General features: G+C 59.9%; 23 protein-coding genes. 10 read left to right on the forward strand and 13 right to left on the reverse strand.

Features of this window, described 5'->3' with window-relative positions; genetic code table 11:
* Positions 1-2: 2 nt before the first annotated feature.
* From LRK71_RS15915 to LRK71_RS20485, 6 genes are read left to right on the forward strand one after another with little or no spacing between them, the layout of a single operon-like run.
* Positions 3-998 (forward strand): alpha-ketoacid dehydrogenase subunit beta, encoded by a 996-nt coding sequence (locus LRK71_RS15915; RefSeq protein ID WP_232404842.1) that lies wholly within the window; start codon positions 3-5, stop codon positions 996-998.
* Positions 988-2,277, forward strand: a complete 1,290-nt coding sequence (locus LRK71_RS15920; protein WP_232404846.1) for a biotin/lipoyl-containing protein — start codon at positions 988-990, stop codon at positions 2,275-2,277. The genes LRK71_RS15915 and LRK71_RS15920 overlap by 11 nt, the downstream gene beginning before the upstream one ends.
* Positions 2,278-2,295: 18 nt before the next feature.
* Positions 2,296-3,720: an NAD-dependent succinate-semialdehyde dehydrogenase gene (locus LRK71_RS15925; RefSeq protein WP_232404848.1), complete on the forward strand. Its 1,425-nt coding sequence runs from the start codon at positions 2,296-2,298 to the stop codon at positions 3,718-3,720.
* A gap of 10 nt (positions 3,721-3,730) precedes the next feature.
* On the forward strand, positions 3,731-4,606 hold the full coding sequence (locus tag LRK71_RS15930) for a 2-oxo acid dehydrogenase subunit E2 (RefSeq protein ID WP_232404849.1): 876 nt from the start codon (positions 3,731-3,733) through the stop codon (positions 4,604-4,606).
* Between the two features lie 9 nt (positions 4,607-4,615).
* On the forward strand, positions 4,616-5,995 hold the full coding sequence (lpdA, locus tag LRK71_RS15935; protein ID WP_232404850.1) for a dihydrolipoyl dehydrogenase: 1,380 nt from the start codon (positions 4,616-4,618) through the stop codon (positions 5,993-5,995).
* Between the two features lie 44 nt (positions 5,996-6,039).
* Complete coding sequence (locus tag LRK71_RS20485; RefSeq protein ID WP_269751778.1) at positions 6,040-6,165, forward strand: hypothetical protein; 126 nt, start codon at positions 6,040-6,042, stop codon at positions 6,163-6,165.
* A 264-nt stretch (positions 6,166-6,429) separates the two neighbouring features.
* Here LRK71_RS20485 and zapE read toward each other — a convergent pair whose 3' ends face one another.
* On the reverse strand, positions 6,430-7,503 hold the full coding sequence (gene zapE / locus LRK71_RS15940; protein ID WP_232404852.1) for a cell division protein ZapE: 1,074 nt from the start codon (positions 7,501-7,503) through the stop codon (positions 6,430-6,432).
* A gap of 343 nt (positions 7,504-7,846) precedes the next feature.
* Here zapE and LRK71_RS15945 point away from each other — a divergent pair, with 343 nt between their 5' ends.
* Positions 7,847-9,088 carry an MFS transporter gene (locus LRK71_RS15945; RefSeq protein ID WP_232404853.1) on the forward strand — a complete coding sequence of 414 codons (1,242 nt, stop codon included), beginning with the start codon at positions 7,847-7,849 and terminating at the stop codon, positions 9,086-9,088.
* A 72-nt stretch (positions 9,089-9,160) separates the two neighbouring features.
* Here the strand turns inward: LRK71_RS15945 and LRK71_RS15950 are convergent, their stop codons facing one another.
* The 7 genes from LRK71_RS15950 to LRK71_RS15980 all read right to left on the reverse strand — a co-directional run bounded on the left by LRK71_RS15950 (position 9,161) and on the right by LRK71_RS15980 (position 15,888).
* The gene (locus tag LRK71_RS15950) at positions 9,161-10,078 is read right to left on the reverse strand and encodes an ornithine cyclodeaminase family protein (protein WP_232404854.1); all 918 of its coding nucleotides are present in this window, start codon (positions 10,076-10,078) and stop codon (positions 9,161-9,163) included.
* Positions 10,075-10,695 (reverse strand): HAD family hydrolase, encoded by a 621-nt coding sequence (locus tag LRK71_RS15955; RefSeq protein ID WP_232404856.1) that lies wholly within the window; start codon positions 10,693-10,695, stop codon positions 10,075-10,077. The genes LRK71_RS15950 and LRK71_RS15955 overlap by 4 nt, the downstream gene beginning before the upstream one ends.
* Positions 10,696-10,708: 13 nt before the next feature.
* Positions 10,709-11,671: a DMT family transporter gene (locus tag LRK71_RS15960; protein ID WP_232404858.1), complete on the reverse strand. Its 963-nt coding sequence runs from the start codon at positions 11,669-11,671 to the stop codon at positions 10,709-10,711.
* Positions 11,672-11,959: 288 nt separating this feature from the next.
* On the reverse strand, positions 11,960-12,418 hold the full coding sequence (locus LRK71_RS15965) for a YaiI/YqxD family protein (RefSeq protein ID WP_232404859.1): 459 nt from the start codon (positions 12,416-12,418) through the stop codon (positions 11,960-11,962).
* Positions 12,415-13,953, reverse strand: coding sequence for a Si-specific NAD(P)(+) transhydrogenase (sthA, locus tag LRK71_RS15970; protein ID WP_232404861.1), 1,539 nt, complete (start codon positions 13,951-13,953; stop codon positions 12,415-12,417). The genes LRK71_RS15965 and sthA overlap by 4 nt, the downstream gene beginning before the upstream one ends.
* Positions 13,954-13,956: 3 nt before the next feature.
* Complete coding sequence (gene fghA, locus LRK71_RS15975) at positions 13,957-14,790, reverse strand: S-formylglutathione hydrolase (RefSeq protein WP_232404862.1); 834 nt, start codon at positions 14,788-14,790, stop codon at positions 13,957-13,959.
* A 132-nt stretch (positions 14,791-14,922) separates the two neighbouring features.
* The gene (locus LRK71_RS15980; protein ID WP_232404863.1) at positions 14,923-15,888 is read right to left on the reverse strand and encodes an AEC family transporter; all 966 of its coding nucleotides are present in this window, start codon (positions 15,886-15,888) and stop codon (positions 14,923-14,925) included.
* 155 nt (positions 15,889-16,043) lie between these two features.
* On the opposite strand from LRK71_RS15980, the gene LRK71_RS15985 reads away from it, so the two are divergent.
* Positions 16,044-16,670 carry a TetR/AcrR family transcriptional regulator gene (locus tag LRK71_RS15985; RefSeq protein WP_232404864.1) on the forward strand — a complete coding sequence of 209 codons (627 nt, stop codon included), beginning with the start codon at positions 16,044-16,046 and terminating at the stop codon, positions 16,668-16,670.
* A 95-nt stretch (positions 16,671-16,765) separates the two neighbouring features.
* Here the strand turns inward: LRK71_RS15985 and LRK71_RS15990 are convergent, their stop codons facing one another.
* The gene (locus LRK71_RS15990; RefSeq protein ID WP_232404865.1) at positions 16,766-17,296 is read right to left on the reverse strand and encodes a c-type cytochrome; all 531 of its coding nucleotides are present in this window, start codon (positions 17,294-17,296) and stop codon (positions 16,766-16,768) included.
* Positions 17,297-17,574: 278 nt separating this feature from the next.
* On the opposite strand from LRK71_RS15990, the gene LRK71_RS15995 reads away from it, so the two are divergent.
* Positions 17,575-17,919 (forward strand): DUF2794 domain-containing protein, encoded by a 345-nt coding sequence (locus LRK71_RS15995; protein ID WP_232404867.1) that lies wholly within the window; start codon positions 17,575-17,577, stop codon positions 17,917-17,919.
* A 35-nt stretch (positions 17,920-17,954) separates the two neighbouring features.
* On the opposite strand, the gene LRK71_RS16000 is transcribed toward LRK71_RS15995, so the two are convergent.
* From LRK71_RS16000 to LRK71_RS16010, 3 genes are all read right to left on the reverse strand, one after another.
* Positions 17,955-18,710: a C40 family peptidase gene (locus tag LRK71_RS16000; protein WP_232404868.1), complete on the reverse strand. Its 756-nt coding sequence runs from the start codon at positions 18,708-18,710 to the stop codon at positions 17,955-17,957.
* Positions 18,711-18,715: 5 nt separating this feature from the next.
* The gene (locus tag LRK71_RS16005; RefSeq protein ID WP_232404869.1) at positions 18,716-20,140 is read right to left on the reverse strand and encodes a leucyl aminopeptidase family protein; all 1,425 of its coding nucleotides are present in this window, start codon (positions 20,138-20,140) and stop codon (positions 18,716-18,718) included.
* Between the two features lie 200 nt (positions 20,141-20,340).
* Entirely contained in the window at positions 20,341-20,700 is a 360-nt protein-coding gene (locus LRK71_RS16010) for a hypothetical protein (protein WP_232405057.1), read from the reverse strand.
* A gap of 177 nt (positions 20,701-20,877) precedes the next feature.
* Here LRK71_RS16010 and LRK71_RS16015 point away from each other — a divergent pair, with 177 nt between their 5' ends.
* The gene (locus tag LRK71_RS16015; protein WP_232404871.1) at positions 20,878-21,528 is read left to right on the forward strand and encodes a carbonic anhydrase; all 651 of its coding nucleotides are present in this window, start codon (positions 20,878-20,880) and stop codon (positions 21,526-21,528) included.
* A 77-nt stretch (positions 21,529-21,605) separates the two neighbouring features.
* Here LRK71_RS16015 and LRK71_RS16020 read toward each other — a convergent pair whose 3' ends face one another.
* On the reverse strand, positions 21,606-22,757 hold the full coding sequence (locus LRK71_RS16020) for a DUF3095 domain-containing protein (RefSeq protein ID WP_232404873.1): 1,152 nt from the start codon (positions 22,755-22,757) through the stop codon (positions 21,606-21,608).
* Between the last annotated feature and the right edge of the window lie 31 nt (positions 22,758-22,788).

Genomic DNA, 22,788 nt, shown 5'->3' on the forward strand with positions numbered 1-22,788 from the left:
ATATGAGAAACATTACCCTGTCCCAAGCCGTGAACGAGGCTTTCGCCGAAGAAATGCGACGGGATGAGACGGTGTTCATCATCGGCGAAGACGTCGCCGAAGCAGGCACGCCATTCAAGATTCTGTCCGGACTGGTCGAAGAATTTGGCACCGAGCGCGTGATTGACACGCCAATTGCGGAACCTGGTTTTATGGGCCTTGCCGTTGGCGCGGCCATGACCGGCTCGCGCCCTGTGGTCGATCTGATGTTTGGCGATTTCATCTTTCTGATCATGGATCAGCTGTGCAATCAGGCCGCCAAGACGCATTACATGTCAGGCGGCAAGATGAACGCACCACTCGTGGTGCGAACCAACATGGGCGCAACCCGCCGTTCGGCCGCGCAGCACAGCCAGTCTTTGCACGCTTTGGTGGCGCATATTCCAGGTCTGAAGGTGGCCATGCCATCCTCTGCCTACGAGGCCAAGGGTTTGTTGAAATCCGCGATCCGTGACAACAATCCTGTCGTCATCTTCGAAGACAAGTTGATGTACAACGACAAGGCCGAAGTCCCTGAAGAGGAATATTTGATCCCCTTCGGCGAAGCGAACGTGAAACGGTCAGGCAGGGATATCACCCTAATCGGCACGTCCTCTATGGTACAAGTCTGCGAGGCTGCCGCTGAAATCCTCGCCAAAGAGGGCATAGAAGCCGAAGTCATCGACCCGCGCACAATCGTGCCACTGGACGAAGAGACTCTAATCGCATCTGCTAAGAAAACCAGTCGCGTCATCGTTGTGGATGAAGGTCACCAAAGCTTTGGTGTGACAAGTGAAATCGCCAGCCGGATAAATGAAAAGGCATTCTACCACCTTGATGCGCCTGCGATGCGTATGGGGGCGATGGATGTGCCTGTGCCATTCTCACCCGCGCTCGAAGATATCACGGTGCCCACGCCTGAAGGCGTCGCAGAACAGGCGCGAAAACTTATGAGTGGGGAGATGATCCATGCCGCATGAGGTGATCATGCCCGCGCTCGGCATGGCGCAGGATACTGGGTTGATCGTCTCGTGGCACAAAAATGCCGGTGACGCAGTCAGCGTGGGTGACGTGCTGTTCGAGGTCGAAACGGACAAAGCCACAATGGAGGTAGAGGCCCAAGCTAAGGGTTTTCTCTCGAACGTAGGCTTTGCTGCGGGCTCTGATGTGCCGGTGGGTGATGTTATCGCGCTGATCAGCGAAACAGCCGAGGCTGCCGCCGACGCAGCGGCAGGCGCGCCTGCCGCTGCACCCGCCAATGAACTGCCCTCGGGCAAAGAGGTGATCATGCCCGCGCTTGGCATGGCGCAGGACACCGGGTTGATTGTCGCTTGGCACAAATCGCTCGGCGATACGGTCAGCGCGGGGGATATCCTCTTCGAAGTTGAGACTGATAAGGCAACGATGGAAGTAGAAGCGGGCCATGACGGCTTTGTGGCCGCTTTGCTGGCAGAGGCAGGCGAAGCTGCTCCTGTCGGCGAGACGATTGCGATTATTTCGGGCGACAAGCCACAAAACCCCGTGCAACTCAGCCGCAACGCAACGCCGGCCCCAACGGGCAAAGCAGCCCAAGCGCTAGCCGAAGCTGAAGCAAAGTCTGCCCAAAAAGAAGCTGAACCGGTGAAGAAAGGCGGAGCAGTCTCCGCTGATGGGCGTATCTTGGCATCTCCAAAAGCAAGACGGCTTGCGCTGGAGCAAGGGCTGGACCTTGGCAGGTTGGTCCAAGTAGGCCATCCGCAACCCTATCATGCTGCCGATATCGAGATTTTGAAATCCTTACCCGAGAAACCTGCGGGAGGCGTAGTGGCCTCTGCTGCGCGCCGTCTTACGGCTGATCTGCCAAGCGAGGGCTTCGCCGCCTTTGCCGCATGGGCCATCGATGCTGCAGGGATCACCGACCAGTACGCGCTTCTGGCTGGGCTGGCTGCTGCGAGCCTTGATCAGGGCGAGACAACAGTTGCGATCGAGAGCTTTGGCCAAACGAAAAGCTATGTCGCGCGGCCTGGCACCTTGGGGGATGTCGCCGAGGCAGACGAGGGGGCCTCAGCCGATCTCATCATCCGCGACCTTCGCATGAGCCGGATCTCCAGCGTCGATCAGGGCGTAGAGGACGTGCCGATTCTGACGCTTATGACCGCAGGCGATGGCCTGCTGATCACACTCGAATGCGCAAGCGACAGTCTTACGGCCGCTCAAGCCATCACACTTCTTTCCAATTTTGCAGGCCGGATGGAGCAACCGCTCCGCCATCTGCTCTGAACCATGGGGACTACGAACATGGAATGCACCGACCTTTATCTCAATGGCAAATGGGTCAAAACGGAGACGCGTTTTGACGTTATGAACCCCGCCACGGAGGAGGTTATCGCCTCGGTCGCTTCAGCCGATATCGCAGATGCGGATGCAGCTCTTGATGCTGCCGAAGCTGCGATGAAGGAATGGGCCGCGCGCACCCCGCGCCAGCGTTCTGAAGTGCTGCGCAAGGCCTGGGAATTGATGACCGAGCGCCTCGATGACTTTGCCCATCTGATCACTTTGGAAAACGGCAAGGCCCGCGCCGATGCGATGAGTGAGGCGACATATGCCGCAGAATTCTTCCGCTGGTTCGCAGAAGAGGCCGTGCGCGCCAATGGTCTGCTGACACATGCGCCTGCATCTGGTGCGCGCATTATGGTGCAGCACAAGCCAGCCGGTCTTGCTGTCCTGGTGACACCTTGGAACTACCCGGCGGCGATGGGCACCCGTAAGATTGCCCCTGCACTCGCCGCTGGCTGCGCCGTGATCATCAAGCCTGCTTCCGAGACACCGCTGACAATGCTGGCTCTCATGCCGCTTCTGGAAGAAGCAGGCGTGCCTGCTGGTCTGGTCAACGTGTTGCCGTCTAAACGCACTGGGGCTCTGGTAGATCACATGCTGCACGACCCACGCGTGCGGGTCGTCAGCTTTACAGGCTCAACTGGGGTAGGGCGTAAACTGCTACATTCTGCTGCTGATCAGGTTCTGAAACCCGCGATGGAATTGGGTGGCAACGCGCCAGTGGTGGTCTTTGAGGACGCCGACATGGATACTGCGATCGAAGGCACGATGTTGGCCAAGATGCGCAACCTCGGTGAGGCTTGTACCGCTGCCAACCGCATTTACGTGCATGAAAGCATCGCCGATGAATTCACCAAACGTCTTTCTGAGGCGATGTCCGCGCTGAAAATAGGTGACGGTACCGATCCATCGGTTGATGTTGGCCCACTGGTCAATGCTGACACCCGAGACAAGGTTGCTAAGTTCGTCAACGACGCCGTTGCAAAAGGCGCGAAGATCGAATGCGGGGGCATAGCGCCAAATGGCAAGGGTTTCTACTACCCGCCAACGGTTCTATCGAACGTACCAGAGAACGCTGAATGCGTGCGCGACGAGATCTTCGGTCCGGTCGCCGCGATCCAGACCTTTAAAGATCAGGAAGACGTTATCGCCCGTGCCAATGACACCGAATATGGCCTTGTCGCCTATGTCTTCTCCGAAGATATGAAACGTGCGTTGCATGTGTGCGAGCGGCTGGAATACGGCATGGTTGGTCTCAACCGTGGTCTGGTCTCCGACCCTGCGGCGCCATTCGGGGGGGTGAAGCAATCGGGTCTGGGCCGTGAAGGTGGTCACGAGGGTATGCTGGAATTCATGGAAACCCAGTATATTTCGGCCAGCTGGTAAGGGGACGAATATGTCAGACGTCATCGCACCTCCTTCGGTCAAGGCTCTTGCCCGCGAAAAGGGGATCGACCTGGAAAAGCTTGCCAAAGAGCTTGGGCGCACTTCGATCGCGCGTGAAGACTTGGACGGAAAGTCAAAACCCGCACCTGCCGGTGACATCTCTTATTGGGATGTAGATCACAGCGCCTTTGGCCCGGTGAGCGAAGAGCCCATGAGCCGGTTTGCGCAAATCGCTTCGGCCAATCTGGCGGCGGCGAATACACTGATCCCGCAGGTCACGCACCATGATCGCGCGAATGTCACAGCTATTGAGGCCCTGCGAAAGGAACTCAAGTCCGAATCACAGGTGCGGGGTGTCAAGTTGACGGCGCTTGCCTTTCAGGTGAAGGCACTTGCACGCGCGCTGCGCGAGTTTCCAAGGTTTAACGCGTCGATCAGCGCTGATGTTAAAACCCTGATCTTGAAGGACTATGTCCATATCGGGATTGCCGTGGATACAGCCCATGGGCTGATGGTTCCGGTTATTCGGGACGCCGATAAGAAAGGTCTCTGGCAAATCGGGGCCGAAATCACCGATCTGGCCAGCCGCGCACAAGCGCGCAAAATTGGGCCTGACGAAATGGGTGGAGCATCCATGTCAATCTCTAACCTGGGCGGAATTGGGGGCACGGCGTTCACGCCAATCGTGAATCCACCTGAAGTTGCCATTCTGGGCATCACAAAGACAGAGACTGTGACGGTTTGGGACGGCGACACACCGCGCCCCCTGCCCATGGTGCCGCTGGACCTGAGCTATGATCACCGAGTGATCAATGGCGCGGAGGCCGCGCGGTTCATGACCTATCTGGCGGGGCTGATCGCTGATCCGCGTCGCATCATGGTTTAGGGGGCGGACATGGCTGAAAATCATGCACCATTCATTGTCTTGGGCGCAGGTCCGGGTGGCTATGCCTGTGCTTTTCGCGCGGCAGACCTAGGGCTGGATGTAACCCTTGTGGACCCGCGCGCCAGCCTTGGCGGCGTTTGCCTGAACGAAGGGTGTATCCCCTCCAAAACGCTGCTCCACGCCGCCGAAGTGATCCGCGAAGCGGCGCATATGGACGACTGGGGGATCGGATTTGCCAAGCCCAAGATTGATCTGGACGCCCTGCGCGCCAAAAAGGACGACATTGTCGGTCAACTGACTGGCGGTCTCGGTGGTTTGGCCAAGCGCCGCAAAGTGACCGTGGTTCGCGGTACAGCGAAATTCACCGACGCAAACAGCCTTGAGATCGACGGCAAAAGCTGGAGCTTTGACAAGGCTGTGATCGCCGTAGGTTCGGCCCCCGTACAATTGCCGGGATGGCCAGAAGATGACCGAATCTGGAACTCGACCGCCGCACTCGAGCTGCGCAACGTGCCCAAACGGCTGGCCATTGTTGGCGGCGGGATAATTGGCCTCGAAATGGCTACGGTCTATTCAACTCTCGGCTCTGATGTCACCGTGATCGAATTCATGGACCAGATCGCGCCGGGCGCGGATGCTGAGGCTGTCAAAATCCTCGCCGCCGCGTTGGAAGGGCAAGGCGTGACGCTCCATACCGCCACCAAGGTCGCAGAGGTGGCAGCCACCAAAGCCGCGCTAAGCCTGTCTTGCGAAGGCATATTTGAAGGAACGATCAAGGCCGACGCGATCATTCAGGCGGTCGGACGTCGTTCGAACGGGGCGAAGGTCTCCCCCGAAAACGCAGGCGTCACGATGGACGAACGCGGCATTATTGCAATTGATGACAGCTGCCGCACGAATGTGGATGGTATCTTCGCTATTGGCGACGTGACGGGTAACCCTATGCTGGCGCACCGTGCCACCCATCAAGGTCATGTCGTGGCCGAAGTCGCGGCGGGTCATGCTTCGGCACTGGATACTGATCTGATTCCCTCGGTTGCCTACACAAGCCCTGAGCTGGCTTGGGCTGGTCTGACACAAGCGCAAGCCAAAGACGCAGGGACGCCTCATAAGGTCGCCAGCTTCCCTTGGGCTGCAAGTGGACGTAATCTTGCATCAGGCGGTGGTGATGGATTGACAAAAATCGTCTATGAACCTGAGAGCCACCGTGTCCTTGGCGCGACCCTCGTGGGCCGCAACGCGGGTGAGTTGCTTGCCGAACTTGTGCTGGCGATGGAAATGAGCGCGACGCTCGAAGACATCGCCCTTACCGTTCATGCGCATCCGACTCTTTCCGAAACGGTCGCTTTCGCGTCAGAACGGGCGCTTGGCACGCTGACGGACTTGTAAAATCGCTTGGGTCACAAATTGACCTGAGCGGAAAGACTGCGCTCGTGACCGATGTCAGCCGCGGGATCGGTTTGGCCATTGCGCGGGTTTTGGCGCAATGTGGCGCAGATGTCATTGGCGTTGGAACCACCATTTCCGGGCAAGGGCTTGCCGCGCATTTCGAGGGCTAGCCTAGCAAGTTTGCAGCTTGGGATTGTGATCTGAGCGACCGTGAACAAATAAACCGCCTGATCGCCGAGTGCGATGCGGTAGGGCACCCACTAGCCCGCGCTTACTTTGCCCTGCTCGATCACCGTGCGGAAGGATGTCGTGAACCGGCACCCGAGGCTGGCTGCGGTGACGAAGTCCATGCTCTCAGGCTTCAGATCGGCCTAGTGAATGATAGCCCTATACCCCCTCTGGCGAGAGGAGGCGGGAACCGCCTTGTCTGACTGTTAGTCTGTCTGGCCCCAGTTCTGATCCTGCATCTCCCGCAACCGGCTTGCCGTGCGCTCGAACTCGAAGGCGCCATCGCCTTCAACATACAGAAACTCCGGCTCTGCCGCAGCGGAACAGATCAGCCGTACGCGGGCCTCGTAAAGCGCATCAATCAGGGTGACAAAGCGCTTGGCTTCGTTGAAATTGCTGCGGCTGAGCTGGGGAATATTTTCCAGCACCAGTACTTTGACTTCCTCCGCGATGGCCAGATAATCGCCCGGCCCCAGCATGGCACCGCAGAGATCAAAAAACGTTGCCCGTGCAACCCCGTTGCGAAAGGCCGGCAGCACAACCTCGCGGCCCTTGACCTCTAGGTGCAGTGGCACGGCTTCACCGCCTGACAGATCCTGCCAGATCGCTTGCAAGCTGGTGCGGGCGGTGGCATCGGCAGGGGTAAAATAGACCGCGCTGCCGGTCAGGCGATCCTGCCGGTAATCCACCGGACTAACCATTTCCCAGACCTGCATCTTGTCTTTGATGAGGTCTATAAAGGGTAGGAACAGCTGCCGGTTCAGCCCGTCTTTATACAGTTCATCCGGCAATCGGTTAGAGGTGGTCACCACACAGACATCAGCGGCAAACAGCGCCTCGAACAGGCGTCCAACGATCATCGCATCGGTGATGTCAGAGATCTGCATCTCGTCAAAGGCCAGGACCCGTACCGAGTCCGCCACCTCCTGCGCCACCGGCGCCAGCGCGTCCTGCACGCCATCCTGACGGGCGGCGTGCATCTTGCTGTGAATTTCCTGCATGAAGGCATGGAAATGCACCCGCCGCGACGGAATATCGCCCAGGCTGTCGACAAAGAGATCCATCAGCATGGATTTCCCCCGGCCAACCCCGCCCCAAAGATACAGCCCCTTGGGGGGCGGCGGTGGGCTGGCACGACGAAACAACCCGCGTTTCACTGGCTCGGCCTGCAGCCCGGCCGATATGCGGTCAAATTGCGGCAGGACGGCTTCCTGGGCGGGGTCGGGGCGCAGATCGCCAGAGGCAATCTTTTGGGCATAGAGCGTGCTGAGATCAGTCATTCCAGAGCCATAGCGCGCGGCGTCACAGATGAAAAGTCAGAGCCGCGCAAAGCTGTGTCGGCGCAACAGATGAAACGCCCTAGCGCTGTTCCTGGCTTGACGCGTCTTGCTGACCGCAAGAGATGGGCAATATGGCGAAAGATAAGCCTGGCGGCAGCAATCCATGACAAGAAGACATGGACTGTCTCTTCATTGGTGGCGACTGCCGGACGGATAGCGTGCACCAGAGGGCGCGTGCATCAAATTCTACACATCAATTTTTCTTAACTATAGAGACAGAATTCTTGATTTGACGCAGGTGGCAATTCCCATACTGTCGCGCGTCTGATCAGGAGAAATATCCATGCCCCGTAGCGCTGCGCCTCTGTTCACGCCAGTTTTGATTGTCGGCTGCGTTATCATCATGGCCAGCTTTGCGGTGCGGGCGTCATTTGGGGTGTTTCAAATCCCCATCGCCGAGGAATTTGGCTGGCTCCGGGCAGAATTTTCCCTGGCGATTGCCATTCAGAACCTGGCCTGGGGCATTGGCCAGCCGCTGTTTGGTGCGCTGGCGGAAAAGATGGGGGATCGTCGGGCCATCGTCCTGGGCGCTATCATCTATGCCGCCGGGCTGGTGCTGAGCGCCGGTGCCACAACCCCCTTTGAGATGCAGACCTATGAATGGCTGGTGGGCTTTGGCATTGCGGGCACCGGCTTTGGCGTGGTGTTGGCGGTGGTGGGGCGGGCCAGTTCCGATGCAAACCGGTCGATGTCACTGGCGATTGTCACCGCAGCCGGATCGGCAGGGCAAATCGTCGGGGCGCCAACGGCAGAGTTCTTGCTGTCTCTGATGAGCTGGCAATCGGTCTTTCTGGTCTTTGCCGGCGTGGTTCTGGCGCTGATCCTGACGCTGCCCTTGATGCGCGCGCCACAGGTCGCCAGCAAGGCGCAGCTAGAGGCAAGCATGGGGACGGTCCTGAAACAGGCATTCAAGGATCCTTCCTTCACGCTGATCTTTCTGGGCTTTTTCTCTTGCGGCTATCAACTGGCCTTTATCACTGCGCATTTCCCGGCCTTTGTAACCGAGATGTGCGGGCCGATCCTTCCGGGCGGCGCGCTGCATAGCATTGGGATCACCACCACCTCGGCGCTGGGGGCGATGTCGATTGCCCTGATCGGGGCGGCCAATGTCGGCGGCACGCTGTTTGCCGGCTGGCTGGGCAATCGCTACAGCAAGAAATACCTGTTGGCGGGGATCTATACGGCGCGGACGATTGTCGCCGCCACCTTCATCCTGCTGCCCATCACCCCGCTTAGCGTGATTGTCTTTTCCATCGTGATGGGCTCACTCTGGCTGGCGACCGTGCCGCTGACCTCGGGGTTGATCGCCCATCTCTATGGGCTGCGCTATATGGGAACGCTCTATGGGATCGTCTTTTTCAGCCATCAGTTGGGCGGCTTCCTCGGCGTCTGGCTGGGCGGGCGGATGTATGACGTCTATGGCGACTACACCTTTGTGTGGTGGATTGGCGTTGCCGTGGGTGCCTTCAGCGCTGTGGTGCACCTGCCAGTGCGAGAGGCCGCGCCCAAGGGGCTGGCGGTCTGAAGCACTGACAATTTAAACGGCAACTGAAACGCCAGAGCAGGCGCTGCGGCGACCTGATCTAGCCGCCTGTGCTCAGCTCTGGGCTTTCCATTTCTGCAAGATATGGTGGCTAGTCATCAGGTCCAGATGCGCGCCACCGCCGTTTTTGAACAGGGTGATTGCGGCAGGGTCAAAGGCCGGAAACTGGTCAATGGCGTAGAAATCCGCCAGCACGTCGCTGCGCTGGATGATACCTTCTGCGAGCGGGATCTTGAATTCGCCAATGTGATCCAGCGTGGTGTCAAAGCTGTCGCAGTAGATCTGCGCCCGCGTTAGGGCGGTGTCATCCGCCTCGCGCATGTCGGGGCGATAGGCCCCGATCATGTTCAGGTGCTGGCCGGGGCGCAGCCAGTCGCCCTTGATCACAGGGGAGGAAGACATGGTCGAGGTCACGATGATGTCAGCCGCTTTCACGGCCTGTTCCAGATCGCTTTCTACGCGGGTGCCGGGGTAGCGCGCCGCCAGCTCTTGTGCCTTGGCCTCTGTCCGGTTGCACAGTCGGATCTGCGCCTGCGGATAGGCGGCGCCAAAGGCTTCGATCAAGGACCCTGCCACGGTTCCGGCACCGACGATCAGCACCTCGCGGCTGTCGGGGTTGGCCAGACGTAGCGCCCCCAGCAGGCTGTCACCCGCAGTCTTCCACTTGGTCACCAGATGGAAATCCACCAGCGCTTCCAGCGTGCCGTCCTGGTCAGAGTAGAGACAAACCGAGCCATTGATCATCGGCTTGCCCGCATCTGGGTTGCGCGGGAAGATATTGGCGGTTTTCACCGCCAGCCCCATGCCATCAATCCAGGCCGAGCGGCTAAGCAATGTGTCGGGGTCGCGGTAGAGAAAGGTATCGCCGATCTTGGCCTTGGGCAGGTCGTGGCCACGGGTCAGGGCCTGGGTGAATTCAATCCAATCCAGCAGGGCTTCTCCGGCGTCAAAGGTGATGAAGGGAATGTTCATTGGGCGTCCTCTTGGCTAAGCAACCCTGCCGAGACCAGACGCGTGGCCCAGCCTTCGGGCGTGGTGAAAAGATGGGTCTGCCAGCCGCGCGCTGCGGCGGCCTCGATGTTTTCGGGCCGGTCATCGGCAAAAAGCAGGCGCTCGGGCAGCACCCCGGTCCCCTGTTCCAGATATTGATAGATTTCATCGCCGGGCTTGATGCAGCCCAGATGACCCGAGATGTAGGATTGATCGAACTCATCCAGAAACGGGTAGGCCTGTCGCGCCAGATCAAAGGTGCCAATGCCAAAGTTGCTGAGTGCCAGAACCGGAACGCCACTGCGACGCAGGGCGCGCATTAGGCGCACCGAGTGGGCGATTTCGCGCGGGGCAAAGTCCAGCCAGTTGTCATGCCAATGGCAGATTTCCTTTTGCCATTCAGGGTGTTGTGCTGCCAGATCATAGACTGAATCGCGAAAGGGGGCGCCGCGATCCAGCCGCAAATTCATCTCATGCAGCGGGACTTCGGCAAACAGGCGTTGCCGAGTCTCTAGGCCGAGACGGGCATCATAGAACCGCTCGGGGTCCCATTCGATCAGCACCTTGCCAATATCAAAAACGACGGCATCTATGGTCATATCGGTTGCTTTCCTACCCGGCTGCGCGTGGGCGCGGGCGGGTGACAGGGCGGTTGTTACGCGTCTCGCGCCATACAGATACAAGACCGGCACCAATGATCAAGGCGCTTCCGATCCAGACCGGCAGATCGGGCCATTCCTGAAACACCAAAATCCCCCAGATCACCGCCATTGGCATGGTGATATATTCAAAGGGCGCTACCAGACCGGCTTCGCACTGGCGATAGGCAAAACTGATCAGATAGCCGCCGATTGATGCGGTAAGACCGAGGCAGACAAAGGCCCACCAATCGCCCGGCGCAGGCCAGATCCAGGCCCGCAGGATGAAATCCACCGCCGCATTGTCGCCGCCGGCAAAGCGGCCATCGCCAGTGGCGAACCCAACAAGACCGCTGATCAGCAGAAAGGCCAGCGAAGGATAAAAGGTCAGCGCCGCCGCACTATCCGCGCCACCTGCACGCCGGGTCAGCACGTGTAGCGTTGCATAGCCGCAGGCGCCTAAGAACGGCAACAGCGCTGCCGCCTGAAAACTGTCGGGACCGGGCCGCATGATCACCAGAACACCGGCAAAGCCCACGGCAACTGCGCCCCAGCGCCAGGGGCCAGGGCGTTCGCCCAGCAGGACAACGGACAAGACGGTGACAATCAGCGGGGTGGCAAAGGCAATGGCAACAGCGTCGGCCATCGGCATGGTGGCCAGGCCAGTATAAAAACAGAGATTGGCGAAAACCACCGCACTGCAGCGCATCAGATGTAACCGGGGCTGGCGGCTGCGCAGGACGTGATAACCGCCCTCTAGCGGCACGATGATCAAGAGCAGGATCGGCATCGCCACCACGGATCGCAGCAGAACCACTTGATAAAGCGGATATTCCCCCGAGAGAAATTTGACCAGCACGTCAATGATGGAAAAACAAACCGCAGAGCCCGCCGCCGCCAAAAGCCCCAGGATGCTGACCTTCAGGCTGTCGCTCATCTTTGTCTCCTGTTGTGCCCCGCCTTGATGCATCGCGCAAAAATTGCGCCGGGGCAATGGGGCGGTGGCAGAAATCAGGACAAAAGCGGTGACAGAGAGTAGGGCGGCAAAACGGTGGATTTTCTGAGAAGCGGTTTGAGGGGAAGAACTGCCCTCAAACGCGCCATACCGAGCCTATGTCTGGCCGATCCCGCCTCAAGGACAAGCCGCTGATGCGGGGGCCTTGCGGCCCTCCTTGACCCGCGATCTGCCAGGGTAGGGTAGGGTAGGGCAGGGCGGGGCAGCAGGTTAGCTGGCGGCTTTGGCCGCGCGGATCTCGCGTTCAAGCGCGTCGAGAAAATGCGAGCGATCCGCCTTGGTGAACCCCTTGCCAGAGCCGCCAGCGCCCAGCGGGTTGGCGGCGCGCAGGTCTGCCATCAGGTCGCGCATCGCCAGTTGTTGGCCGATATTGGCCGGGGTAAAGCGTTCGCCATTGTGGCGCAGTACCTGGGCACCTGCCTCGATGCATTTGGCGGCCAGCGGAATATCCCCGGTGACCACCACATCGCCCGCGCCGCAGCGTTCGGCAATCCACATGTCGGCCACATCCGCCCCATCGGCGACGATGATGTTTTCCACCAGCGGATTGCGCGAGGGGCGCAGGCCGCCGTTGGAGACCACATACATCTTGATCTTGTGGCGGCTGGCGACCCGCTCGGCCTCTTCTTTGACAGGGCAGGCATCCGCGTCGATATATAGCACGCTCAAGTGTTGGCCTGCGAGCCGCCCGCGTCCCCCGAGGATTTCTCCTTGGTATTGACGGTTGTCTTGGCCGATGACTTCGCTGACGTTTGGGCAGGGGGTTCTATGGGGCGCCGGACCTTGAACTCTTTGGGGATTGGCATCCGGTTAAAGGCGTCCAGACCGGCGATCTTATAGGCCTCGGCAAGGGTGGGATAGTTGAAGGTGTTCTGGACAAAATAGTCCACCGTGCCTTTCAGGTTCATCACCGCCTGGCCGATATGGATCAGTTCGGTCGCGCCTTCGCCGACGATCTGCACCCCGAGCAGGCGGCGTGTTTTCAGGCTGATCAGCATCTTCAGCATGCCATGTTCCAGCCCCATGATATGCCCGCGTGAGGTTTCGCGGAACCGTGCGATGCCAACCTCATAGGGGACGCCGCGTTCATTCAGTTCTTCCTCGGACATGCCGCAGGTGGACATTTCCGGCACCGAATAGATGCCATAGGGATACCAGGGGCTTTCGGGTACCGTCGGCACCTCCATCGCGTGGCAGGCGGCAACGCGTCCCTGCTGCAGCGAGGTCGAGGCCAGCGAGGGGTGGCCGATCACATCACCGCTGGCATAGATATGCGGCACCGATGTCTGATAGCTTTTGCGGTCCACCTCAAGCCGACCGCGGTGGTCGGTTTCAAGCCCGACAGCGGCAAGGTTCAGCCGGTCGGTATTGCCCATGCGCCCGGCTGCGAACAGCAGCATTTCGCCGCGGACATGGCGGCCGTTTTCCAGTGTGACCTCGACGTGGCCGCCCGCGTCTTCGATGTGTTCGATGGCAGAGCCAAGCCGCAGATCAACGCCGTTTTCGCGGATCTGATGGGTGAAGTCTTGGATCAGGGTGCTGTCGATGAAATCGAGAAATGTATCGCGTGGCTCGATCAGGGTGACGCGCACATCCAGCGCTGAAAACATGGTGGCATATTCAACACCGATCACCCCGGCGCCCACCACCACCAGCGAGCGTGGGATCTGCCCCATTTCGAGGAATTCGTCGCCATCCACTACTGTGGTGCCGTTAAAGGGTACGGTGTCGGGGCGATAGGTGCGGCTGCCAGTGGCAATCAGGAATTTACGCGCGGTGACGCGGGTGCTGTCGCCTGCTTCTGTTGCCACTTCGATTTCATGCGGCGCGATAAATTTGGCCATCCCGTAAAGGGTTTCGATGTGGTTGCGGTTAAACTGGTGCTCCAGCACATCGACTTCGTGGTCTAGGGTCATATGCAGCCGCGCCTTCAGGTCGTCGGCCTGGATCTCATCCTTGACCCGGTAGGAGCGCCCGTAAAAGCTGCGTTCGCGCCAGCCCGACAGATTCAGCACGGTTTCGCGCAGAGTTTTGGAGGGGATGGTACCGGTATGCACCGAGACCCCGCCCAGCCGATCTTTGCGATCCACCACAAGCACCCGGCGTTTCAGTTTGCCGGCCTGAATAGCTGCGGTGCGCCCCGCAGGGCCAGAGCCGATGATCACCAGGTCGTAGTCGAATTCAGTCTTGGGCATATCTGTCATAGGTCAATCCCGATACAGGGCTTCGGCGTGGAAGGTGACATGATCTTCCATGAAGCTGGAAACAAAGAAATAGCTGTGGTCATAGCCAGGTTGCAGGCGCAGGGTGGCCTCTTGACGCTGTTCGGCGAGGGCCGCTGCCAGGGCCTCAGGGCGCAGCAGGTCGATGAATTGATCGCTGGTGCCGGTATCTATCAGCACGGGGCCGTCAAAGCCGGTGTCGCGCATCATCAGTGTGGCGTCATGTTTGGCCCAGGTGGTCTCATCGCTGCCCAGATAGGCGCTGAGCTGCTTGCGGCCCCAATCGGCCCCCGTTGGGTTGCAGATCGGCGCAAAGGCGGAAACCGAGCGAAAGCGCCCCGGCAGACCCATCGCCAGGGTCAGGGCACCATGGCCGCCCATGGAGTGGCCGGTGATGGCCTGGCGGTTCAGATCAATGGCAAAGTTTTCCGCCAGAACGGCGGGCAGCTCTTCGGCGATATAGTCCCACATTTGATAATGCGCGGCCCAGGGATCCTGAGTGGCATTGACATAAAAGCCCGCCCCCTGGCCCAGATCATAGGCGTCGTCATCGGCGACGCCTTCGCCACGCGGGCTGGTGTCGGGAAAGATGATGGCGATGCCCTGTTCGGCGCACCAGGCCTGTGCCCCGGCTTTGGTCATGGCGTTTTCATGGGTGCAGGTCAGCCCGGAAAGATACCACAGGATTGGCACCGGTCCATCGCGGGCCTCTTCGGGCAGAAATAGGCCAAAGGTCATCTCGCAGTTGGTGGCGCTGCTGTTGTGGCGATAGACGCCCTGCTGGCCCCCAAAGGCCTTGTTTTGCGAAAGGGTTTCCATGGCGGGCTCCTGTGTTTTGGTTGCCTTATCGCTACCTGTCGCGGACGCGCGGGTCCAGTGCAGCCGCGGCGGCTGCGCCTGTTTTTGCGCCATTTGCGTTACAAAATCTTGAAGTCTGACCGCAAAACGGCGCTAGGACAGTGAAACCCAAGCAATGACCATGGGAACGGTCACAATAGAGGCGATGGTTGAAATCAAGATCGCCGCCGAGGCCCGATGCGGTGCAACTCCATAGTGCTGCGCCAGCATATAGACATTGCCCGCCACCGGCAGGGAGGCAGCGGCAATGGCAACGGTGGCGGCAAAGCTGGCAACCGGAAAGAGGTAGAGCACGCAGATCGCAACACAAAGAGGGTGCAGCACCAGCTTGGCAAAGCTGATCCAGGCAGCAATCTGCATCCGTTCCGCCGATTTCGACGCCAGCGAAGCGCCTATCGCAAACAGCGCTCCGGGGGTGGCCGCACCGCCAAGGATCGACAGAAAGTCATTCATCGGCACCGGGATCGGGATTTCAGCGGCAGACCATGCCAGCCCGGCGCAGATCGCCAGGATCATCGGGTTGCGCAGCAGCCCCAGCAATACCAGTTTCAGCGTCGCCAGCCCAAGACCGCTGGCCGGATCGTCCATCTGGATACCGCTTTGCGCCTTGCGTTGACCGATGTTGATCAAAATCACGATCAGCGAGGAAAACACTACAAGATCAATGCTGAGAACCACCATCATCGGTCCGACCGAGGCCTCTCCGAACAGCATCGACATCATTGGCAACCCAAGGAAGCCGACATTGCCAATCGCGGCGCATTGCGCTTCTACGGCGGTGGTTGGCATATCCAGCCCCCGCAGCATGGCGACAAGGGTGACAATCAGATAGACCGCCATGGTGCCCGCCAAATAGGCCAGTACCAGATCCAGCTCAAAAATCTCGCCAAAAGACAGATTGGCGGAAAAGCGGAAAATCATCGCCGACAGGGGGAAGAAAAAGACGAATTTGGTCAGATAGGCGGTGGCTTCTTCACTAAAAAACCGCGTGCGCCCAGCCCAGTATCCCAAGCCAATAATCGCAAAGAAGGGGAGGGTTCTGAGGAAAATATCGATCATTTTCGAAGTGGTAGCGGATTTGCCTGCAAAGGCAAAGTGGAAAGCGCGCCCTAACTGGTCTGCTTGGTTTGAAGGCAATCGCGACGGAAGAGTTGTTGACCCGCACCGCTGTCGTCTAGAATAGGGGTATTCCTGCCAGCGCCTTGAGGTCAGCCATGAACGAACACGCTAGTATCCTGCGAACGGGACGCAAATTTGATCAGGTGCTGCAAGGCGCGCGTGAGGTGTTCCTGGCGGATGGATTTGAGGGGGCCAGCGTCGATGACATCGCCCGCGTGGCGGGAGTGTCCAAGGCGACGCTGTACAATTATTTCCCCGACAAGCGGTTGTTGTTCATGGAGGTGGCGCGCAGTGAATGCGCCCGCCAGGCGGATGCGCCGATGGATCTGGCAGCCTGCAGTCGCCCTGCGCGCGAGATCTTGCGCCTCGCTGCCGGGCATATCCTCTCGGTCAGCCTGTCGGATTTTGGCCTGAGGATGTTCCGCATCTGCGTGGCCGAGGCCGACCGCTTTCCCGATCTGGGGCGGCAGTTCTATGAAAGTGGCCCGATGCTCGTGCGGGGGAAAATTCGCGATTACCTGCGTAGCGCCACTGCCAAAGGTGAGCTGGAGATTGAGGATTTTGACCTAGCAGCGGATCAATTCGCCGAGCTGTGCCGCGCCGATCTGGTGCCACGGTTACTGTTCAAGATCGACACGAGCTTTTCTGAGGCAGAGTGCAGCCGGGTGATCGAGGGGGCCATTGATACCTTTCTGGCCCGCTATGGGGCGCGTAACACCTGATTACCGCCTTTGACTTGCGACATCATTCATATCCTAACACGTTGAAATATTTGTTTCAGGCCGTGTTGGGCGATCCGGCTGCAACGCGAAACGCTTTAGTGTGTCACCGCCTGATTTGGGGTCCGGCGATAGGATTGGTGGCAGCTATGGCAGGCCTGCATCATCGCAGGAATACTGCGGCGCAGTCCGTTCAAAGAACCGACGTTAAGTTGTTTTGCCGCTATCTGGGCGGTCTCGGCGCGCTGCGTGAAATCCTGCCAACGGCTCCAGATTTCGGGGCGCGCGTGCGAATTCGGCTCCATCCGCTGTTTCTTGAACCGCTTGGTGATCTTGCGGGTGCTGCTGATCAGGGATCGCCGGGCAGCTCTGGCCTGGGCGGGGCTAAAGGTGCGGCGTCCGGCGATCATATCGCCGAGGGTGGTCAGGGCGGCTTTCTGGCCCTGCATCAGGGTCAGGCGGTCGCGGACGTGCTTGTCGGTGATGATAGCGCTGCCTGCGTTCAGATCGGCCGCAAGCATCAGCAGGCAAAGCGCCAGGGCAGAGACGAGCCCCCCGATAGGCCGGAGCGCCAGCCTGTGAAGGGCCAGCCTGTTAGCGCCTATCGGGCGCGGTAAAGGGGCAGTCATCGTGGTCTCTCCCTATTGGGTGCGTGGTTAAAGACGAGGTCTTGACCAGAGTAAGTGATCGGCGCGGGGGCGGGCCCTTGCCTGCGCCCCATTGGGCCGCACTGTGCTGTGCTGCCACCGGGCCTGCTGGCAGAGTTTCCGACAGCAGGGTTATTTCCGGGTTAAATATTGCAGCCCTGAGGGCATGCGGCAGCAAAAACCGCGCGGCTTGGCGCAAGGGGGATCAGGCCTGGTGCGAAAGCTCTTGATTTATGCGGCCGTTGCGGTGAATCTTGGGTATGAGCATAGAGAAAAATCCGCCCTCTCAGGGGGCTGTGATCCCGCAACAGGTGGCCTTTGATCGGCGCGAGATGTCGGTGATCCTGTCGCTCTATGGCCGTATGGTTGCTGCCGGAGAATGGCGTGACTATGGCATTTCCTGCCTGCGCGAACTGGCCGTTTTTTCGATTTTTCGCCGCACCGCCGAACATCCGCTGTACCGGATTGAAAAACAGCCCAAGCTGCGCAATCGACAGGGGCAATATGCGGTGGTGGGCATGGACGGCCAGATTTTGAAACGCGGCAGCGATTTGAAAGCAGTGCTGCGGGTGCTGGAACGCAAGCTGATCCGCGCCGTTAAATAGACTCTGCCCCCCGGCTGGAAGCTCTGGTCCAGAGCCTAAGCTGCGGAGAACATTCGCTTATGTGCGGTGACGGGGCCGTCGCCCTGGTCGGCAATGCGCTGGATTGCCGACTGGAGTGGTTCCAGCGCCACGGCCATGGCATGCACATTGGCATGCAGCAGCGTGTCGGGATCATAGACCCAGGCCACATGCCCCTTCCAGAACAACAGATCGCCGCGCTGATAGGCACTCCCCTCGGGCAAGAGGTAGCCGAGGGCATGCTCTTGTGGGGTGCTGTCGCCGGGGCTGGGGATGGCGCAGGCCAGGCAGGCCATCTGCACCAGCCCAGAACAATCAATGCCAAAGCGGCTGTTGCCGCCCCACAGATAGGGGGTGCCAAGGAAGCTCTTGGCCACCGCAACCGGATCGTTCAGATACTGGCCAAGCGGCGTCAGATGCGCCTTTGGCACAAAGCCCTGATCGGTGATGGCAAACCGCCCCTCGAACCCCGAAACCCGAAGCTGGCTGGCAAAACTCAGTGCTGCTGTGTCGCGGGATTTGAAGTCGGCTTGGGAATAGGCGTGGCTGGCCGGGGCGCTGATCCAGTGGCTGGCCTGCTGCGCGGGGGCCAGAGCAGAGCATGGCAGAAAACCGGTATAGCCATCTTTCGCCGCCTGCACCTGGGCCCAGTCCGTGTCTTGCTGCAAAACCGTGACACTCTCGCCGCACAACAGCTGGCGCTCTCGCGGGCCGGCGGGGGCACGCAGGAGATCGACAACCGGCAGGGCAATACGGGCGGTGTTGGCCGACATTGCGATCACAGGTCCAGCAGGGCGGGCAGGGCGGCAAACAGCGCCCGACCGCCCTGGCCGATACCGCCCTTGGGGCGGCCGGGGGCGGCGCTGGGCATCCAGCCGTAGATGTCAAAATGCATATAGCGGCTGTCAGCGGCAAAGCGGCGCAGGAATAGGGCGGCGGTGATTGAGCCGGCGAACCCACCCGAGGGCGCATTGTCGAGATCGGCAATGGCGGGTTCGATCATGCTCTCATAGGGGGTATGAAAGGGCATCCGCCAGACCGGATCCGCCTGCGGCGCCGCAGTGGCGGCCAAGGCCCCGGCATCATTGTCTTGATCGGTGTAAAACGGTGCCAGATCCGGCCCCACGGCAACCCGCGCCGCGCCGGTCAGCGTCGCCATGGATATGATCAGATCGGGGGTACCTTCCTCGGCCAGGGTCAGCGCGTCGGCTAGCACCAGGCGGCCCTCGGCGTCGGTATTGTTGATTTCAACGGTCAGCCCACTGCGCGAGGTTAGCACATCGCCGGGGCGAAAGGCGTTGCCAGCAACAGAATTCTCGACTGCGGGAATCAGGACGCGCAGTTGCAGCTTTATCCCGGCAGACATGATCATCCGGGCCAGCCCCAACACATTGGCCGCGCCACCCATGTCCTTTTTCATCAGCCCCATGCTGGCGCCGGGTTTGAGGTTCAGTCCGCCAGTGTCAAAGCAGACCCCCTTGCCCACCAGTGTCAGGCTTGGGCCGCTGCTGCCCCAGCGCAGGTCAATCAGGCGCGGTGCCTGTTCGGCGGCGCGTCCGACGCTGTGGATCAGCGGCAGATTGGCCTCTAGCAGATCATCGCCCGCGATCACCCCGACCGAGGCGTCAAACTCGGCGGCCAGAGCCTCGACGGCCTCTTCCAGCTGGGCAGGCCCCATGTCGGCGGCAGGGGTGTTGATCAGATCGCGGGTCAGGAACTCTGCCGCCGCCAGGTTTTCGATGGCGCTGGCATCCAGACCTTCGGGCGCGACCAGCTCGGCCTCCATTTCGGCGGCGGCTTTGTAGCGGGTGAAGCGATATTGGGCCAGCAACCAGCCAAGGCATTCAGCGGCCAACTGATCCGGCGACAGAAAGGCAGTTTTCCCGCTGCCGTGGATCAGCTGATAGCTGCCGGCGGGCAGTTTTTCGGCGGCAGCGGCCAGGGTGAATCGTTTGCGCGCGCGCAGTGTCTCTGTGCCGTAGCCCGCCAAGGCCACAGTCACGGCGGGATCTGCGCCCTCTGGTCCCCGTGCCAGTAGGCCGGGCACCAAGAGCGCCTGGCCATATGCGCCGGTAAAGCCATTTTGCGTGACCCATGTCTGCAGCGTCTCTGGCTGATCCGCCAGCCAGTCTTGCAGCTGATCCTGCGCAATCAGATAGAGCGGAACGGTAGCGGCAGTGGCTGGTGCAAAACGAGGGGCCATGGGGATACTCCGGTTGGGCGTCAAGAGCCGTCAGAGTATCTGTCCCCCAGCTGCCTGCAAGCCCTGGCGGTTATTTGTCGAAATAGATTTCCCAACTGGGGCCCCGGAATTGCGGCCAGGCAGCGCAACAGGTCAGGGTCGCCCGGCACCGATCTGGTCACCCTGGCGGCCTGGCCTGCTGCACAGGAGCGCAGAGCTGTTTAGACCGAGAGATCCTGCTGATCCCAGACCACGGTCAAAGAGCGCTCTCCGACACGCAACAGGCGGAACAGAATCGCCGCCACCGCTGGTGAATCTTTGCTATCAATCGCAAGTGTGACATCGCGCGCAATCGACGCCATTGCGCTCATGCCGATCTGATCCGCGATTGCAATCAAGGACCGTGCATTCTTGCGCAGATCAATCATGTTGTCTTGTCGCCATAGGCGTTCGCAATGCGTCAGGCGCACGGCGAGTTCCTCGATGGCGCGGCAGACGACGTCTTCGGCCCCTGCTTCGCCCAATTGTGCATAAAGCATGCCCAGTTTGTCTGGGTCCAGCTTTACGTTTTCTGCCTGCATGACAGTGAGTATATTAGCCACCACATTCACCCTAAAATTAATGTACCCCCACGGCACGCAGCCAATTTGACGCCGAGTGGTTGTCAAAAGGTTTCCGCCCGCCTGTTCAAATCGCTCGAATTTGCTAACAATGCAGGATAATAACCCGGCTAACACTCACACCAGGGGATGCTTCTTATGGAATTTGCCAAACCTCTACCCAGTTATCTGGTCAAGCGTTATCATGGCTGGAAGGCCACATCCTATGAGGAAAACCAGGGCTGGTATCGCCGTCTGGCCACGGAAGGCCAGCGGCCGCGCGCCATGGTGATTTCCTGTTGCGACAGTCGGGTTCACGTGACCTCTATCTTTGGGGCCGACCAGGGAGAGTTCTTTATCCACCGCAATATCGCCAATCTGGTGCCGCCCTATGCGCCCGATGGCGATCACCACGGCACCAGTGCGACGGTGGAATATGCTGTAACTGTGTTGAAAGTATCGCATCTTATTGTCTTGGGCCATTCGCAGTGTGGCGGAGTGCAGGGCTGTATCGACATGTGCAAAGGCCATGCGCCGATGCTGGAAGCCAAGGAGAGCTTTGTCGGGCGCTGGATGGATATTCTCAAACCCAAGTTCCAACTAGTGGCGGAAATCGAAGATGATGACCGCCAGGCCCGGCAGTTTGAACGCCAGGCGGTTGTGGCCTCGCTGGAAAACCTGATGAGCTTTCCTTTTGTCGACGAAGCGGTCAAAGGCGGCGGTCTCAGCCTGCACGGGCTGTGGACTGACATCGGCGAAGGCGGGCTGGAATGTTATGACCCTGCGACAGGTCATTTCGAAAAAGTCTGATCTTTGCCGCCTGGCCAGAGGGGAGGGGGGGGGGCTGTTTCGGCCCCCCGTTCCTGCCGGGCGGGCAAGAAACGCGCCTATTTTCCTATAGTTTTACCCATATTTTTAGCGGCGCGGGTATATCCACCGGCGCTGCCATCGACAAAATGCACGTGATCGTCGCGGCTTGCCGAGGGCACGATGCAGGTCAGGCGGGCCTCTTGCTGGCTGTGCAGGCCAAAGCGCACCTCTTTCGCAGCCTGCGCGCGTTGTAGAATGGCGGTGATCTGATCGCGGATCTCGGGCGTGCAGTCGAGGGTCATCTTCAGCCCATCGTCGAATTTGCGATAGTCGGCATTGGCGCTCATCGTTGCTTTATAGTGGGTGGGATCGAACTGCCCGGTGGGCCTATTGCGGCGAAACAGCAGGCTCGCCAGCAGCGCTGAGCCCAATAGCGCAAGCCGACTTCTCCAGAGCGACCGGCTGCCATGGGTTAGCTTGGCCTCAAGCGTGAGCTCGGGGGGCAGCAGGTTCATGCCGGGGCCTTCCAACGGGACGGGATGCCCCCCACGTGCCAGCTTGGCGGTGAGGGCGAGGATCTCGGCGGTGATATCGGCAAAGCGCGCCGGGCTGGCCTGTGGTCCAGGGAGCATCACCAGCGACAGGATCAAACCGTTGCGGGCTGGAATCGTGTTCCAGCGGCAGGACAATCCGGTCAGGTTTGGCGGGGTGTGATCCGCACTGTCGGCCAGCATGAAGCGGCCCTGTTTCATCTCGGCCTCGGCCCAGGCGAGGCCACCGCCGGAAAACATGGCGTAATCCGCATGATCTGATACAGCGTGGCGGGCTACGGTGACATCCAGCCCCTGGGCGCGGATCTCGGCCAGCGGAATGGCGGCCACCCGCAGGGTAATGCCAAACTCTTGCTGGACCCAATTGCGCAGGCGCACGAGGGTGCGCCGGGCTATATCCGCCTGCGCGGCTGGGACCGCAAACGAGGTGCCATCACCGCCAAAGACAAAGGGAAACGCGACGCCTTCAAAGGCGTTTTGCAGGGCCGCAATCACCGCGGCAGCAATCATGTTGACGGTCTTGTACCGGCCGGCCGCAATAAGACCGGTGGAATCGACGATATCGCTGCAACAGATCAGCCAATCATCCGGCAGCGGCGTAAAGGCGGCGGGCCGGGCCAGATTGGCAAAGCGTGGCTGCCGGGGGAGCGCGTCATAAAAACCGTCGGGTTTTGTCATGGGGCCACTCTCTCTTTGTCGCGGCCGCCCC

The sequence above is a fragment of the Pseudophaeobacter flagellatus genome, from assembly GCF_021228235.1.
In the GTDB taxonomy this organism is placed as follows: domain Bacteria; phylum Pseudomonadota; class Alphaproteobacteria; order Rhodobacterales; family Rhodobacteraceae; genus Pseudophaeobacter; species Pseudophaeobacter flagellatus.

What these genes read in the sequence shown, in the direction of transcription:
- LRK71_RS15915 (WP_232404842.1), top strand. Translation starts at nt 3, where the DNA reads ATGAGAAACATTACCCTGTCCCAAGCCGTGAACGAGGCTTTCGCCGAA.
- LRK71_RS15920 (WP_232404846.1), top strand. Translation starts at nt 988, where the DNA reads ATGCCGCATGAGGTGATCATGCCCGCGCTCGGCATGGCGCAGGATACT.
- LRK71_RS15925 (WP_232404848.1), top strand. Translation starts at nt 2,296, where the DNA reads ATGGAATGCACCGACCTTTATCTCAATGGCAAATGGGTCAAAACGGAG.
- LRK71_RS15930 (WP_232404849.1), top strand. Translation starts at nt 3,731, where the DNA reads ATGTCAGACGTCATCGCACCTCCTTCGGTCAAGGCTCTTGCCCGCGAA.
- lpdA (WP_232404850.1), top strand. Translation starts at nt 4,616, where the DNA reads ATGGCTGAAAATCATGCACCATTCATTGTCTTGGGCGCAGGTCCGGGT.
- zapE (WP_232404852.1), bottom strand. Translation starts at nt 7,503, where the DNA reads ATGACTGATCTCAGCACGCTCTATGCCCAAAAGATTGCCTCTGGCGAT.
- LRK71_RS15945 (WP_232404853.1), top strand. Translation starts at nt 7,847, where the DNA reads ATGCCCCGTAGCGCTGCGCCTCTGTTCACGCCAGTTTTGATTGTCGGC.
- LRK71_RS15950 (WP_232404854.1), bottom strand. Translation starts at nt 10,078, where the DNA reads ATGAACATTCCCTTCATCACCTTTGACGCCGGAGAAGCCCTGCTGGAT.
- LRK71_RS15955 (WP_232404856.1), bottom strand. Translation starts at nt 10,695, where the DNA reads ATGACCATAGATGCCGTCGTTTTTGATATTGGCAAGGTGCTGATCGAA.
- LRK71_RS15960 (WP_232404858.1), bottom strand. Translation starts at nt 11,671, where the DNA reads ATGAGCGACAGCCTGAAGGTCAGCATCCTGGGGCTTTTGGCGGCGGCG.
- sthA (WP_232404861.1), bottom strand. Translation starts at nt 13,953, where the DNA reads ATGACAGATATGCCCAAGACTGAATTCGACTACGACCTGGTGATCATC.
- fghA (WP_232404862.1), bottom strand. Translation starts at nt 14,790, where the DNA reads ATGGAAACCCTTTCGCAAAACAAGGCCTTTGGGGGCCAGCAGGGCGTC.
- LRK71_RS15980 (WP_232404863.1), bottom strand. Translation starts at nt 15,888, where the DNA reads ATGATCGATATTTTCCTCAGAACCCTCCCCTTCTTTGCGATTATTGGC.
- LRK71_RS15985 (WP_232404864.1), top strand. Translation starts at nt 16,044, where the DNA reads ATGAACGAACACGCTAGTATCCTGCGAACGGGACGCAAATTTGATCAG.
- LRK71_RS15990 (WP_232404865.1), bottom strand. Translation starts at nt 17,296, where the DNA reads ATGACTGCCCCTTTACCGCGCCCGATAGGCGCTAACAGGCTGGCCCTT.
- LRK71_RS15995 (WP_232404867.1), top strand. Translation starts at nt 17,575, where the DNA reads ATGAGCATAGAGAAAAATCCGCCCTCTCAGGGGGCTGTGATCCCGCAA.
- LRK71_RS16000 (WP_232404868.1), bottom strand. Translation starts at nt 18,710, where the DNA reads ATGTCGGCCAACACCGCCCGTATTGCCCTGCCGGTTGTCGATCTCCTG.
- LRK71_RS16005 (WP_232404869.1), bottom strand. Translation starts at nt 20,140, where the DNA reads ATGGCCCCTCGTTTTGCACCAGCCACTGCCGCTACCGTTCCGCTCTAT.
- LRK71_RS16010 (WP_232405057.1), bottom strand. Translation starts at nt 20,700, where the DNA reads ATGCAGGCAGAAAACGTAAAGCTGGACCCAGACAAACTGGGCATGCTT.
- LRK71_RS16015 (WP_232404871.1), top strand. Translation starts at nt 20,878, where the DNA reads ATGGAATTTGCCAAACCTCTACCCAGTTATCTGGTCAAGCGTTATCAT.
- LRK71_RS16020 (WP_232404873.1), bottom strand. Translation starts at nt 22,757, where the DNA reads ATGACAAAACCCGACGGTTTTTATGACGCGCTCCCCCGGCAGCCACGC.